Below are 14159 nucleotides of genomic sequence, written 5' to 3' on the forward strand. Positions count from 1 at the left end.
TAATTTCTCGGCGATTTAATTGCCGAGGTTATCCCCAACTAGCTAATGGTCGAGCAAATCGGTGACCAGAGCGGCAATCGCTGAACGCTCAGATCGAGTGAGAGTGATGTGGGCGAAGAGATCCTGTCCCTTCAGCGCCTCAATAACCGCAGCGATACCGTCGTGGCGACCAACTCGCAGGTTATCGCGTTGGGCAATGTCGTGAGTAAGCACCACCTTGGCGTTTTGGCCAATTCGTGAAAGCACAGTGAGTAGCACATTTCGCTCGAGCGACTGAGCCTCATCGACAATTACGAATGCATCGTGAAGGGAACGGCCGCGAATGTGAGTTAGCGGCAAAATTTCTAGAATGCCTCGGTCAACAATGTGATCGATAACCTCTTTTGAAACTAGGGCACCAAGCGTGTCGAAGATTGCCTGGCCCCAAGGGTTCATCTTTTCGTTTTCGCCACCAGGTAGGTAACCCAGCTCTTGGCCACCAACCGCAAAAATTGGCCGAAACACAATGATTTTCTTGTGCTGGCGGCGTTCAAGCACAGCCTCGAGAGCTGCCAGCAGGGCCATGGCAGATTTACCGGTACCGGCTCGTCCGCCCAGTGACACAATCCCGATTTCTGGGTCAAGAAGCACATCAATCGCAAGCCGCTGTTCAGCCGAGCGGCCGTGGACACCAAAGACATCGCGGTCCCCGCGCACAAGTTTGATCTTGGAACCCTTGTCGACCCGACCAAGTGCATGACCGCGCTCGGATGAAATTACCAAACCGGTGTTTATCGGTAGCTCAGCAACCGCCTTGTGCTTAATTACCTCAGTGTCGTAAAGGTCAGCCATCTCGTCGGCCGAGAGCGCAACTTCAGCCAAACCAGTCCAGCCTGAGTCAACGGCATTGTCATTTCGGTACTCCTCAGCTGCCATACCCAACGCTGAGGCCTTTACGCGCATCGGTAGGTCCTTTGAGACCACGGTCACATTTGCGCCCTCGCTCGAGAGGTTGAAGGCACAGGCCAAAATCCGGCTGTCGTTATCTCCAAGCTGAAATCCCGCCGGCAACACCGATTGGTCGATGTGATTTAACTCGACACGAAGAATTCCGCCGTCACCAACCTGAATTGGAAAATCAAGGCGTTCATGCTCTTCACGAAGGTCATCGAGTAGCCGAAGAGCCTGGCGAGCGTAATAGCCGATTTCTGGGTCGTGGCGTTTCTTTTCTAGCTCGTTGATCACGATGATCGGAATCACGACTTCTTGTTCTTTGAATTTGAAAAGCGCCCGTGGGTCTGAGAGCAAAACCGAGGTGTCTAAGACATATGTCTTGGTTGCCTGATTGGTTAGATTGGACTGCTTTTTAGTTGTTGCCGCTGCTTTACCCACCCAAGCTCCTTTGAATCAACTTGAGGTGAGATTACGCCTGTGGGTTTGATTAAAGTCGGCAAGACACGCCCGAATCGGGGTGTCGTTACCCAGCGTTAATTTAGGCGCCGAACCGACGGTGCCGCGACTCGAAAGCTCGAATGGCACGCAAGAAATCGACGCGTCGAAAATCTGGCCACAGGGCTTCTTCAAAATAAAACTCAGATTGGGCAGACTGCCACAGCAAAAATCCTGAGAGGCGCTGTTCTCCCGAAGTTCGAATCACGAGGTCTGGGTCAGGTTGCCCCGAGGTATACAGGTGCTGCGTAATCAAATCAGGGTCAAGCAGCTCAGCCAATTCATCAATCGTGGTTCCCTCTTGGGCGTGCTGTCTAAGGATTGAACGCATTGCGTCGGCAATTTCTTTGCGACCACCGTAGCCAACTGCCAGGTTCACGTGCAGCCCATCAATTTTGCCGGTCGACTTCTCGGCCTTGGCAATTGAACTTTCAAGGCCTGCCGGCAGTGACGCGCGGTCCCCCACCAATTGCAGGCGCCAGCGCTTGGTGGCGGCAAGATCGGTAGCCAATTGACCAATGATGTCCTGCAGTTCCTCCAACTCGGCCTCAGCACGGCCCTTGAGGTTATCTGTTGAGAGCAGATACAGAGTCACAACTTTGATGCCCAAGTCGTCACACCAGCCCAAGAATTCAATGGTCTTCTTGGCCCCAACTTCGTGCCCGTGGCTCGCCGAGGCGCTGCCCTGCCGCTCGGCCCAGCGCCGGTTACCGTCCAAAATAACACCGATGTGCCGAGGTAAATCCTCAGGCCTTAGGCCGCGCTCGAGCGACCTCTCGTAAAGCTTGTAAATCAAGTTGCGCACAGTCATAACGCTACTTGAAACTCGGGCGTAGAGTTGCCTCATGAGCATGCCCATTTCCGAAGGCTTTAGAGAGACCCCTGCCGATGAAAAACCAACCTGGCGGGGTTGGATTCACGCCGGAGTGCTGCCAATTGTCATCGCCGGCGGCATAGTTTTGGTCGCACTGGCCGACGGAATGGCTGCAAAAATCACCACCGCAATTTTCTTTGCCAGCTCGGTGCTCCTGTTCGGTAATTCAGCGCTGTATCACCGATTCAACTGGAGCCCAAGGGTAAAAGTTGCCCTCAAGAGAATTGACCACGCCAACATCTTTCTGCTGATTGCCGGCAGCTACACACCAATCACATGGTTGGCACTACCCCAAGAAAAAGCCGTCGTGCTAATGAGCATTATTTGGGGCACGGCTCTACTCGGCATCGGATTTCGAGTCTTCTGGATTTCTGCGCCGCGATGGCTATACGTGCCGATCTACATCGGCATGGGTTGGGGCGCAATGGCCTACGTCGTTGACTTTATGAATGCCAATGCACCCATGATGATTCTTATTCTGGCCGGCGGTCTTTGCTACACGCTTGGCGCGGCAGCCTATGGCTTCAAGCGCCCAAACCCGTTTCCGGGGCATTTTGGGTTTCATGAGATTTTTCACTCATTCACGGTTTTGGCATTTATGTGCCACTGGACCGGAATCCTGCTTATTGCACTTGAGCCAGCGGCCGGAAGCTTCGGCTAAATTCAGCCGCAATCGGGCAAAAGTTAGTCGCGCTTTGGCTTAGCCGGAGGCGCTGGTCTTGCTGGCTTGCTCGGCGCCGATGGCTTTTTAGCGGGTGTCTTTATGGCAACCGGCGTAGCCTGGGCATCCTCAGCATCAAGTCGAGACTCAATTTCAGCGCGGTATCTGACTCGACGGACTCGTCGAACCATGTCAAAAATTAGGCCAATCGCTCCGGCAGCCATTGCAAAAACCGCAAGGAATCCGATGGTGCCCGGGCTGTAAAAAGTATTTGCCGGATCAACTGATGGTGACGGAGTCGCTGCGAGAAGAGCCGAAAACAAAATGTCCATGCTTTAAGTATGTAGCCTTAAACGTGATGAGCTCTCAAACTGACCTTTTGAACGAACGTTATGGCCGCAAACCGGTCAACGCGTCAAAATCGCGGGCCCGGATAATTATTGCGGCGGCCTCGTTACTCACACTTTTTCTGGGTTGGGCCATCTGGGTCAGCATCGACACCGCCAACCAAATCAAGCACCAGGACCAGGCCTTCGAGATCATCGACGCAACCCAGGCCTCCGTCACTTTTGAAATAACCAGACCAAATGGCAATGCCGTCGTTTGTGCTGTACAGGTTCTGAACCAGTCCTACGCGGTAGTCGGATACAAGGAAGTTGTAATTCCCGCCTCCGACCAGAAAATTGTGGCTACCGAGACCAAACTAAACACCACCGAAAAAGGCGTCACCGGCTTAGTCGATAAATGCTGGTTCCAATAAACTAGAAAAACTATGTCTGAAACCCACGAACCAACCTGGCTAACCCAGGCTGCCTATGACCGACTCGCCGCTGAGCTTGAATACCTTCTCACCGTCGCACGTCAGGACATCGCCAAAAAGATTCAAGAGGCCCGCGAAGAAGGCGACTTGAAAGAGAACGGCGGTTACCACGCAGCCAAGGAGGAGCAGGGCAAAATCGAAGCCCGCGCGGCACGCCTTGAAAACATTCTGGCCAACGCCGTTGTTGGCGAAGCACGTGAGTCTCACGGCGTCGTTGAACAGGGCACCGTGGTTCGTCTGACGATGAACGGCAGCGAGCTAGAGTTTTTGCTCGGCAGCGCTGAAATCGCCGAGGGCACCGACATCGATGTTTACAGCCCAGACAGCCCAATTGGAACAGCAATTATGGGAGCCAAAGTCGGCGAGACCGTGAGCTTTTTTGCCCCAAACGGCAAGGAGCGCACCATTGAGATTCTAGAAGTAAAAAACTTCGAGGGCTAAAGCCAAAAAAAGAAAAATCCCGGCCTATACAGACCGGGATTTTTTGCTAATCAGCTTCGATGCGCGCCTTTAGGCCGGCAGCCTGCAGAGCCTTCAAGACCCGCTGGCGGTGTTCGTGGCCAGTTGTTTCAACGCTCATACGAAGCTCAACTTCGCTGATCTCAAGACCCTTACCGTGCCTAGTGTGCAGCACTTCAACCACGTTTCCGTGCGCGGCTGCAATTGCCTCGGCAGTTTTTACCAACTGACCTGGGCGATCCGGAAGCATGACCGAAATTGTCGTGTATCGCTCCGAGGCAGCGAGACCGTGCCCAATTACCTTTTGCATTAGGAGTGGGTCGATGTTGCCGCCCGAAAGTACTGCCACGGTCTTACCCTTTGGCTTGAATGCGCCAGACATCAGCGCAGCTACTGCAACAGCACCGGCAGGCTCAACCACCTGCTTTGAACGTTCCATCAAAACCACAATCGCCTTGGCAATTTCATCATCACTTACCGTGACCACTTTGTCTACGTGCTGCTTGATTAGCTCAAATGGAATGCGTCCTGGCTTACCAACAGCAATTCCATCAGCAATGGTTCGACTAATCGTGATTTCGGTCAGCTCGCCCGACTTTAGCGAAGGCACGTACGGTGCAGCGTGTTCTGACTGAACACCGATGACTTTGATCTTTCGGCCTGACTCGGCCGCAGTAAGTTTGGCTGCCACAGCAAGGCCAGCTGCAAGGCCACCTCCACCGATAGCAACCACGATGTTCTCTACATCTGGAACCTGCTCCATGATTTCAAGACCAACGGTTCCCTGACCCATAACCACATCGATGTGGTCATAAGGCGGAATAAAGATTGCCCCCTGCTTGGCTGCATACTCTTGCGCAGCCTTGAGGGTCTCGTTGAAAACCGCGCCGGTCAGTACAACCTCGGCGCCGTAGTTTTCAGTTGCCTGGAGTTTTGGCAGTGATGCACCAATTGGCATAAAGATGGTTGCCTTGATACCCAACTTTTTTGCGGCCAAAGCCACACCCTGTGCGTGGTTACCCGCGCTGGCTGCCACTACGCCAAGTTTGCGTTCATCCGCGGTCAATTTGGTCATGCGGTTGTAGGCACCGCGAATCTTGTAGGCACCAGTGCGCTGAAGGTTCTCGGCCTTCAAATAGACCTCTTGGCCGGTTAGGTCAGTCAAGTAGTTTGAGTGCAGAACCGGGGTCACAATGGCAACCTGAGACACAATCTCGCGAGCAGCTTCAAACTCATCGAGAGTTGGCGCAACTACTGGACTGGTCTTTGGCATGGGGTTACCTCACTAGATTCAATGCTTCTAGCAGTCTAGTTTGATTGTTGGTTTTTAGAACTTAGTGCCAATTTCACGAAGGCGCGCGATTCGCTTAGGAATGGGTGGGTGGGTCGAGAACAAACGTTCAACCATGCCCGGCTTGACTGGGTCGTTTATGTACATGTGGGCCATCGATGAGCTGGCTCGGCGCATTGGTCGCCCATAGGTACCCAATTTCTCAAGCGCACTGGCTAGGCCTTCTGGGTAGCGAGTTGTGTGAGCGCCGGTGGCATCTGCCAAATACTCGCGCTGACGCGATACCGCGGCAGAAACCAACGGGCCAATAAACCAAGCAATGATGCTTCCGATGATTCCGATCACGATCAGTGCCAAACCAAAGCCATTGTCGTTCGAATTGCGGTTATTTCCGTGGTTCGCGAAGAAAGCCATGCGTATAGCAAAGTCAGCCAACACTGCCACTGCGCTAACAAGGCCAAAGACGATCGTTGAAACCCGGATGTCGTAATTTTTAACGTGCCCAAGCTCGTGTGCCATGACACCCTCGAGCTCCTTGTCATCCATGATTGCTAGCAAACCAGTGGTTGCGGCCACAACGGCATGTTTTGGGTCGCGACCAGTCGCAAAAGCGTTGGGGGCCTCATCGGGAATTACATAAACCTTCGGCATCGGCATGCCCTCGGTGATTGAAAGGTTTTCGACGATTCGCCAAAGCCTTGGGTTATCTGACTTTTCAATCGGTACCGCGCCACTCATGGCAATCGCAATCGAGCTGGCCATGTAGTACTGGAAAAGGGCGTAAACCGCGATAAAGCCGATGATCAGAAATGAGCTCGAGCCGTTTCCGCTGGCCAGACCCCACCAATATGCCAGCCCGCCGAGTAGCAAAACAAAGCCCGCAACGATGAAAACCGTGTTGCGTTTATTAGCCGCGATGGCTGAATACATCTTGCCCCTGTGTGACTAGGTGGTGTGCTGGTGGATCGCTAAGCGAGCTTAGAACTTTACGGTTGGCGGCTCTTGAATTGCTGCAGCGTCAGCCACCTCAAAGAACGCGCGTTCCTTGAAGCCAAGGCTGCGCACAAAAAGAGTCTGCGGGAACTGCTTGATCTTGGTGTTTAGTTCACGAACGCCACCGTTGTAGAAGCGGCGTGCAGCCATTACCTTGTCTTCGGTGTCGGTTAGTTCTTGCTGAAGGCTCAAGAAGTTTTGGTTGGCCTGAAGCTGAGGGTATGCCTCAGCAACCGCAAACAAGCTCTTCATCGCGGCGTGGAAGCCGTCTTCGGCAACCGCTGCGGCAGCTGGGTCGGCCATCACGGCCGGAGAAATTGTTTCGGCTCGCGCCTTGGTCACGTTCTCAAACACTTCACGTTCGTGAGTCGCGTAACCCTTGACGGTTTCGATGAGGTTTGGAATCAAGTCGGCACGGCGCTTGAGCTGAACTGTGATGTCACTCCAGGCCTCATCAACACGAACGTTTAGCGTGACCAAGCCGTTGTATGTTGACCATAGAAAAATACCGATAACAGCAATAACTGCAATGATTACGATCCAAGTGAATTCCATGTCTCAATCGTATGGGAATAAGATTTGTCTAGTGGGGCTTTACTTAGGTACTCTAGGTAAGTTCCCAGATATTAGGAGATGGCAAAATGCCAGCAGTTACAGCGGACACACTCACACTTCCAAGACTCGAACCGGCAACCGGTCGAGCCAGAACCGTGAAATCAGTTACCCGAGGCCCGCAGGGCCACGAGGGCGAAGGTTTTCCTGTAACTCGCGCATTTGCAGGCGTGCCATACCAGGACCTAGACCCGTTCATCCACATGGACCAGATGGGCGAGGTTGAATACGCGCCATACGAGCCACGCGGTACCGCATGGCACCCACATCGCGGTTTTGAAACCTTTACCTACATGATTGACGGCACTTTTCAGCACCAAGACAGCCACGGAGGCGGCGGCATCATCGAAAACGGCGCCACGCAGTACATGACTGCCGGTGCTGGTGTTTTGCACATCGAAACCCCACCTGAGGCATTGGTTATGTCAGGCGGAATATTCCATGGCATTCAGCTGTGGATTAATTTGCCGGCCAGCAAAAAGATGATCAATCCGGCCTACCAGGGCATTCAGGGTGGTGACGTCGAGTTGGTCTCTAGCCAAGATGGCGGTGCGCTAATCCGTGTTCTTGCTGGTCAAATTGGCCCATTCACCGGTCCTGGTAAATCTCAAACACCGATGGCGATTGCGCACATTACCCTGGCACCCGGAGCTTCAGTATCAGTGCCTTGGAACCCTGAATTCAATGCCTTGGCCTACACCTTGGCGGGGCAAGGAACCGTTGGAGAAGACGGGCCGGGCACCAACTCAGCCCCGATCTCAACTGGCGCGCTTGCCGTGTTTGGCGAGGGAGACCGAGTGGTATTTACCGCGGCCGAGACTCAGGAGTCGCGACACAATGCCCTCGAGATATTCTTGATCGGCGGACAGCCAATTAGAGAACCGGTCGTGGCCTACGGCCCATTCGTAATGAATGACAAGGCCGGAGTCTTGAAGGCTATGGAAGACTACCAATACGGTCGTTTTGGGCAGATTCCTGACGACGCAATTCAGCCTTTTCACCACAGAGGACACTAATTCGATGATTTTGGAGCCACGCCTGGTGAAACTCACTACCCGAACAGGTATTGAGATTCGCCGGACGCTGCCCAATGCACGAAAGCGGATGATTGGCGCATGGGCATTTGTGGACCACTTTGGCCCAACCCAGCAGACAGACGGCATGGTTGTTGCCGCTCACCCGCACACCGGACTCCAAACCGCCACTTGGCTATTTGAAGGTCGCATCGAACATCGCGACAGCATTGGCACGATTCAGCACATCGAGCCTGGGCAACTGAACCTGATGACCGCTGGGCACGGAATTTCGCACAGCGAGCTCTCTGAAGCGGGTCCGCAATCGCTGCACGCCGTTCAATTGTGGATTGCCCTCCCGGATTCTGTTCGCGAAGTCAGCCCCGCATTCGAGCACATCAGCGAATTACCCGAGGTTGTTCTGGGCCAGTCGACCATCAAAGTTTTTGCTGGAGAATTGCTGGGCGTTACGGCACCGACAAAGCTCTACAGCAAACTCGTTGGTGCAGAACTGAGGATTCCAGCCGAAACCTCGTTGACGTTACCGGTGAACTCATCTTTTGAACACGGAGTCATGCCGGTGCAGGGTGACGTAACCGTTAACAGCACCGTGGTAGCCCAAGAGCTAACCGAGTACCTATCCCCCGGCACTGAGCGGCTTGAAATAACTGCCGGCAAAGATGACGTGATTGCCGTTTTACTCGGCGGCGAACCATTTTCTGAGCCGATTGTAATGTGGTGGAACTTTATTGCACGAACTCACGACGAGATAGTTGAGCAGCGCGAGCAATGGAATGCTCGTGACTCAAGATTTGGCGAATTTCAAGACCGAATTGGTGGATGGATTCCCGCTCCGGACCTACCAAACGTGACCCTGAGATCACGCAACTAGGGCTCTCCCCGCCCCAATAAATTTGGAGACCGACGGACTCTCACCCCGCCCCAATAAATTGGGGCCCCGGTATGTTTCTCGCCCTACACACCCAAAAAATAAACGACTTGTCGAGATGACAAGTCGTTTATTTTTAGTGCCCCTAGTGGGACTCGAACCCACACTGTGTCGATTTTAAGTCGACTGCCTCTGCCATTGGGCTATAGGGGCGGAAAAGAAAAGGGATGCCGGAGGGCATCCCTTTTCAACTTCAGAACTTACTTCTTTGGTCGAGATGCAAAAGTCTCGAACGCTAAGCGCGGGTCCTTGGTAGCTGAGATCGCAACGATGTCGCGACGTAGCAAGAAGTTCCAGATCCAGCCAGAGAATACGCGAATCTTGCGCTCCCACATAGGCATTGCCAGACCGTGGTAACCACGGTGCATGAACCATGCGATTAGACCCTTGACAGCAAACTTCTTGTACTGGAACACACCAACACCGATACCTAGGCCTGCAACTGCACCCTTGTTCTTGTGGAAGTACTCCTGGATGCCCTCGTTACGCAACGAAGCAACGATGTTCTTGGCAAGCAACTTGGCCTGGCGAACAGCGTGCTGAGCGTTTGGAACACAGAAGCCACCAACGCCGCCACCTGAAAGGTCTGGGACAGCTGAAACGTCACCCGCAGTCCAAGCGTCTGCGATCACGTTCTCGCCATCGACAACCTGAAGGGTTGCCTTTGCGGTGATGCGGCCACGCTCGTCTAGCGGAAGGTCTGTGTTGCGAACAAATGGGTGCGCCATAACACCAGCGGTCCAGACGATTACATCTGACTCGAAGCTTTCGCCGGTTGACAGCTCAATCTTGCCCTTTTCGGCTGACTGAAGCTGGGTGTTCAAGTGAATCTTGGCACCGCGCTGGTCAAGGTTGGCAATAACCCACTGGCTGGTCTCTAGTGAAACCTCAGGCATGATGCGACCCATTGCCTCGATTAGGTGGAAGTGGGTGTCTTCAAAAGTGATGTTTGGGTAGTAGCGAAGCAAGTAGCTGACTAGCGAACGCATCTCAGCAAAAGTCTCGATACCGGCAAAACCGCCACCAACAACCACGAAGGTCAAAAGACGGTCGCGAGCTGCACCTGCAGGCAGGTTGGCTGCCTTGTCTAGGTTGGTGATGATGCGGTTGCGAATCTCAACAGCTTCTTCGATGGTCTTCAGGCCGATTGCGTTGTCTGCAACACCCGGAATCGGGAAGGTTCGAGAAACGGCACCAGCGGTCACGACGATCTGGTCGTACTGCTGCTTATAAGGCTTTAGACCTGCAACTTCGATGGTCGCAGTCTTCTTCTTGTGATCAACGTTGGTCACCTTACCGGCAACGATGTTGGTCTTGCGAAGGTGGCGACGGTGTGAAGTCACAACGTGGCGCGCCTCGATTGAACCGGCCACAACCTCTGGAAGGAATGGCTGGTAAGTCAGGTATGGAAGTGGATCAACTAGGGTCACTTCAGCTTCGTTCTTACCTAGAAGTTTTTCTAGTTTGAAAGCAGTGTAGAAACCGGCGTAGCCGCCACCGACGATAAGGATCTTTGGCGCAGTGGCGCCACTCTTGTTTGCAGGCATTGTTCTAATTTACTACCTTCCGGCTGCTTATTTGTTACGTCTAAGTCTGCGAGCCACAGAAATCACGGCAGCCGTAAAAATAAGACCGTAAATCAAGGTCGGAAGGACGTTCGAATAATCCTTGGGTGTGGCCGGAATGGTCTCTGAAACCTGTTCGCTGGGCACCGGTTCTGAGATGCCTCCATCGATGATTTCTGAATCAACATCGCGGTAGAGCTCGATCCACTCAGCCAGCGATCCGAGCGGGTTTTCAGACACGGGTTCGACGGTTGCCGTAAGCGCACGAAGCGGATCGATAAGCCCATAACCGTACTTAGGTGAATAGCTTTCTTCGGTGACTTTCTTAGCTGTTTTGATCACACGATTTATGACATTTGCAGCATCCAAATCGGGGTAATAAGACCTGACCAACGCGACCAAACCGCTCACGATAGGCGCTGCCCCGCTGGTGCCACTCCAGACCTTGTACTCTCCGTTCGGTCCCGCACCAACCAAATCGGTGGCCGGCGCGCTCACGCCAATAGTTAATCCATCTACAGATGCTTCTTCGCTGGCTTTTCCATTTCGATCAACGCCAGCAACTGCCAGGACCCCCGGGATGGTGGCCGGGGCACTAGCAAACTCGGCCCCAGACGCGCGATTTCCGGCGGCAGCGACAACCACCACATCGTGCTCGAAGGCATAGGTGAAGGCATCATCCCAAGACTCGGGCCAACCAGCGTTATTGCGAGAAAGCGACAAATTAATGACGTCAGCGCCGTGATCGACAGCCCACCGGATTCCTTCAGCCACTTGGTCGTCGGTACTCAAGCCCGCTACACCAAAGGCCATCGAAGCGCTCAAAAGATCAGCCTCGGGTGCGGTTCCCAGAACCCCATTGCCACCGCCGTGCCCACGACCGGCAATCAGACTGGCCACCATAGTGCCATGAAAACTGCTGGCCCCAACTGGAATGCGGCCATTGAAAGACCCCAAGCCAGATAGATCGGTACCGCCAACTAAGACGTTTTGAAGGTCAGGATGACTGCCGTCGACGCCGGTGTCAATGACGGCAACGGTGACTCCGGCGCCTTTGGTGAGGTTCCAAGCTTTTTGAAATGAGTAATCGGTGAGCCAATACTCACGATCACGAATGATGTCAGCTCGAGCGGGTTGCGAAACCAACAAAACACTGGCCGCAGCCAGCGTTATTGCTAGTAGCTTTCGCAGACGCACTTGTTTGGGCTCCAGGAGCAAGCCTCTAGAGCGATATCACCAATTGGGTTTACACCAGGACCGGCAGCGAGAGCGTGACCAATTAGCGCATGCAAACACTTGACGCGGGCAGGCATTCCACCGGCAGAAATACCGGCAATTTCAGGCACATCCAACCCCAAGTCTTTTGCAGTGCGGTCACGATCGGCAATGAATGCCTCGTGCGCTTTTTGGTAGGCGGCTGCCAATTCTGGCTCTTCGGCCAGCCTTGCCTGAAGCTCGGCCATCAAACCGCTTGCCTCGAGGGTCGAAACAGCTGCGGTCGCCCCGCGATGGGTTAGGTAGTAGGTAGTTGGGAACGGTGTTCCGTCAGACAGTCGCGGAGCGGTGTGGACAACGGTTGGCTTGCCGCAGACGCATCGAGCGGCAATGGCCACGATGTCTCGCGCTGGACGGCCGAGTTGGCGAGAAACTTCAGCAATGTCACTTTCAGTAACTGGGGTAAGTGGCATGTGTTTATTCTCCTGCGGTTTCTTCGACCGGCTCTTCGATTCCGGCACGAATTACTGATTCAAGCACGGCGTCGACCCAGTTGTTTGAAGTCTGTCGAATATCGGTTGAAATTTCATCGGTGTTGGCACGTTCAGCGAGCATGGCACCAACTGTTCCCGATGTGTCTGACATGTCAACGCCATCGGCATCCATGACTAGGTATGAAACCTCACCCGGCATTACGTAATAAAGGCGGTCGCGCGCTTGAGCACGGATGTAAACCGGGTCTTCCCAGCGCTTGCGTTCTTCCTGCATGTCCAGGACATCCTGCTTGGCTTTATCAACCGCGGCCTGCGCCTCAGCAATTTGCTGTCGCTGGGTTACCCAGGTTTGAACCCGGGGTGCCAGCGTGACAACTCCAAACACAATTACCGTCAGGAGCGTGAGTGTGTAGGTGTTTAAACGAAAACCCCGCAAAGCGGCCGATACGGATACCGGCGCGGCCTTTGCGGGGCGTTTCATTTATCTGAACTTACTTAGCGGTGAAGCGTGGGAAAGCTGCGCGACCAGCGTAGAACGCTGCGTCTGACAGTTCTTCTTCGATGCGAAGCAACTGGTTGTACTTGGCAACACGCTCTGAACGAGCAGGAGCACCGGTCTTGATCTGGCCTGCGTTGGTTGCAACAGCCAAGTCAGCGATGAAGGTGTCCTCGGTCTCACCTGAACGGTGAGAAATGATTGCCTTCATGCCGTGAACCTGTGCCAAAGTAACTGCATCTAGGGTCTCGGTTAGAGTACCGATCTGGTTTACCTTTACCAAGATGGCGTTTCCGGCCTTCTCGTCGATGCCCTTCTGCAAACGTGCAGGGTTGGTTACGTAAAGGTCGTCTCCGACTAGCTGAACCTTGTCGCCAAGCTGAGCAGTCATCTTGGTCCATGAAGCCCAGTCATCTTCTGAAAGTGGGTCTTCGATAGAAACTAGTGGGAAGCGAGCAACTAGGTCAGCGTAGTAAGCGATCATTTCATCGCCAGTGCGCTCCTGGCCTTCGAAGGTGTACTTCTGGGTCTCTTCTGAGTAGAACTCGGTCGCTGCAACGTCAAGTGCAAGCGCGATGTCGGTTCCTAGCTTGTAGCCAGCCTTAGCAATTGCCTCAGCGATTAGCTCTAGCGCAGCGGCGTTGGTTGGAAGCTCAGGTGCAAAACCACCCTCGTCACCAAGACCGGTTGCCAAGCCCTTGCTTGAAAGCAGGCTCTTAAGCGCGTGGTAAACCTCAACGCCCCAACGAATTGCTTCGCTGAAAGTTTCGGCACCCAAAGGAACAATCATGAACTCTTGAATGTCTACACCGGTGTCAGCGTGAGCGCCACCGTTGATGATGTTCATTAGAGGAACTGGAAGAGTGTGGGCGTTTGGGCCACCAAGGTAGCGGTAAAGCGGCTGACCGGTTGCCTCAGCAGCGGCACGAGCGTTTGCCATTGAAACACCAAGGATTGCGTTTGCACCGAGGTTTGACTTGGTGGCGGTGCCGTCAAGTGAAATTAGCGCTGCGTCAACCAGGCGCTGGTCTAGTGCATCAAAGCCAACCAATGCTTCGTCAACGGTCTCAACAACTGCCTTGACCGCGTTCTGAACGCCCTTGCCTAGGTAGCGTGACTTGTCGCCATCGCGGCTTTCGTGTGCTTCAAAAGCACCGGTTGATGCGCCAGATGGAACCGCTGCGCGGCCAAAGCTGTCGTCTTCTAGCAGAACTTCTACCTCAACGGTTGGGTTACCGCGTGAGTCAAGAATCTCGCGGGCGCCAATGGCTTCAATGATTGACAAGGTG

The 14159-nt window shown here is 53.8% G+C and carries 16 protein-coding genes and 1 tRNA gene; 5 read left to right on the plus strand and 12 right to left on the minus strand.

Annotated features, from left to right (window positions below; translation table 11 throughout):
* Nucleotides 1-42: 42 nt before the first annotated feature.
* Both OO731_RS04805 and OO731_RS04810 read right to left on the minus strand, forming a co-directional pair.
* Nucleotides 43-1371 (minus strand): PhoH family protein, encoded by a 1329-nt coding sequence (locus OO731_RS04805; RefSeq protein ID WP_264889848.1) that lies wholly within the window; start codon nucleotides 1369-1371, stop codon nucleotides 43-45.
* Between the two features lie 100 nt (nucleotides 1372-1471).
* Nucleotides 1472-2239 (minus strand): isoprenyl transferase, encoded by a 768-nt coding sequence (locus OO731_RS04810; protein ID WP_264890672.1) that lies wholly within the window; start codon nucleotides 2237-2239, stop codon nucleotides 1472-1474.
* Between the two features lie 34 nt (nucleotides 2240-2273).
* On the opposite strand from OO731_RS04810, the gene OO731_RS04815 reads away from it, so the two are divergent.
* On the plus strand, nucleotides 2274-2963 hold the full coding sequence (locus OO731_RS04815) for a hemolysin III family protein (protein ID WP_264889849.1): 690 nt from the start codon (nucleotides 2274-2276) through the stop codon (nucleotides 2961-2963).
* Nucleotides 2964-2986: 23 nt separating this feature from the next.
* Here the strand turns inward: OO731_RS04815 and OO731_RS04820 are convergent, their stop codons facing one another.
* Nucleotides 2987-3295, minus strand: coding sequence for a hypothetical protein (locus OO731_RS04820; protein WP_264889850.1), 309 nt, complete (start codon nucleotides 3293-3295; stop codon nucleotides 2987-2989).
* Nucleotides 3296-3321: 26 nt separating this feature from the next.
* Here OO731_RS04820 and OO731_RS04825 point away from each other — a divergent pair, with 26 nt between their 5' ends.
* Entirely contained in the window at nucleotides 3322-3723 is a 402-nt protein-coding gene (locus OO731_RS04825) for a DUF4307 domain-containing protein (RefSeq protein ID WP_264889851.1), read from the plus strand.
* A 12-nt stretch (nucleotides 3724-3735) separates the two neighbouring features.
* A complete protein-coding gene (gene greA / locus OO731_RS04830) occupies nucleotides 3736-4224 on the plus strand; it encodes a transcription elongation factor GreA (RefSeq protein ID WP_138275660.1) in 489 nt (162 codons plus the stop codon).
* 46 nt (nucleotides 4225-4270) lie between these two features.
* Here greA and ilvA read toward each other — a convergent pair whose 3' ends face one another.
* Genes ilvA through OO731_RS04845 form a run of 3 tightly spaced genes read right to left on the minus strand, consistent with a single transcriptional unit; the run spans nucleotide 4271 to nucleotide 7081 of the window.
* The gene (gene ilvA / locus OO731_RS04835; RefSeq protein ID WP_264889852.1) at nucleotides 4271-5515 is read right to left on the minus strand and encodes a threonine ammonia-lyase; all 1245 of its coding nucleotides are present in this window, start codon (nucleotides 5513-5515) and stop codon (nucleotides 4271-4273) included.
* Between the two features lie 54 nt (nucleotides 5516-5569).
* Entirely contained in the window at nucleotides 5570-6463 is an 894-nt protein-coding gene (locus OO731_RS04840; protein WP_264889853.1) for a M48 family metalloprotease, read from the minus strand.
* Between the two features lie 48 nt (nucleotides 6464-6511).
* Nucleotides 6512-7081, minus strand: coding sequence for a LemA family protein (locus OO731_RS04845; protein ID WP_264889854.1), 570 nt, complete (start codon nucleotides 7079-7081; stop codon nucleotides 6512-6514).
* Nucleotides 7082-7167: 86 nt separating this feature from the next.
* Here OO731_RS04845 and OO731_RS04850 point away from each other — a divergent pair, with 86 nt between their 5' ends.
* Both OO731_RS04850 and OO731_RS04855 read left to right on the plus strand, forming a co-directional pair.
* On the plus strand, nucleotides 7168-8154 hold the full coding sequence (locus tag OO731_RS04850) for a pirin family protein (protein ID WP_264889855.1): 987 nt from the start codon (nucleotides 7168-7170) through the stop codon (nucleotides 8152-8154).
* A gap of 4 nt (nucleotides 8155-8158) precedes the next feature.
* Nucleotides 8159-9043 (plus strand): pirin family protein, encoded by an 885-nt coding sequence (locus OO731_RS04855; protein ID WP_264889856.1) that lies wholly within the window; start codon nucleotides 8159-8161, stop codon nucleotides 9041-9043.
* A 137-nt stretch (nucleotides 9044-9180) separates the two neighbouring features.
* Here OO731_RS04855 and OO731_RS04860 read toward each other — a convergent pair.
* The 6 genes from OO731_RS04860 to eno form a co-directional block, all read right to left on the minus strand.
* Nucleotides 9181-9253: transfer RNA gene (locus OO731_RS04860), tRNA-Leu, on the minus strand.
* 47 nt (nucleotides 9254-9300) lie between these two features.
* The gene (locus tag OO731_RS04865; protein WP_138275666.1) at nucleotides 9301-10647 is read right to left on the minus strand and encodes an NAD(P)/FAD-dependent oxidoreductase; all 1347 of its coding nucleotides are present in this window, start codon (nucleotides 10645-10647) and stop codon (nucleotides 9301-9303) included.
* 27 nt (nucleotides 10648-10674) lie between these two features.
* The gene (locus OO731_RS04870; protein ID WP_264889857.1) at nucleotides 10675-11862 is read right to left on the minus strand and encodes a S8 family serine peptidase; all 1188 of its coding nucleotides are present in this window, start codon (nucleotides 11860-11862) and stop codon (nucleotides 10675-10677) included.
* Nucleotides 11841-12353 (minus strand): DUF501 domain-containing protein, encoded by a 513-nt coding sequence (locus tag OO731_RS04875; protein WP_264889858.1) that lies wholly within the window; start codon nucleotides 12351-12353, stop codon nucleotides 11841-11843. Before OO731_RS04875 ends, OO731_RS04870 begins: the two co-directional genes overlap by 22 nt.
* Before the next feature lie 4 nt (nucleotides 12354-12357).
* A complete protein-coding gene (locus OO731_RS04880; RefSeq protein ID WP_138275668.1) occupies nucleotides 12358-12855 on the minus strand; it encodes a septum formation initiator family protein in 498 nt (165 codons plus the stop codon).
* 10 nt (nucleotides 12856-12865) lie between these two features.
* Nucleotides 12866-14155, minus strand: coding sequence for a phosphopyruvate hydratase (eno, locus tag OO731_RS04885; protein ID WP_138316492.1), 1290 nt, complete (start codon nucleotides 14153-14155; stop codon nucleotides 12866-12868).
* Nucleotides 14156-14159 lie beyond the last annotated feature (4 nt).

This window comes from Rhodoluna sp. KAS3, from assembly GCF_026000575.1.
Lineage (GTDB): Bacteria > Actinomycetota > Actinomycetes > Actinomycetales > Microbacteriaceae > Rhodoluna.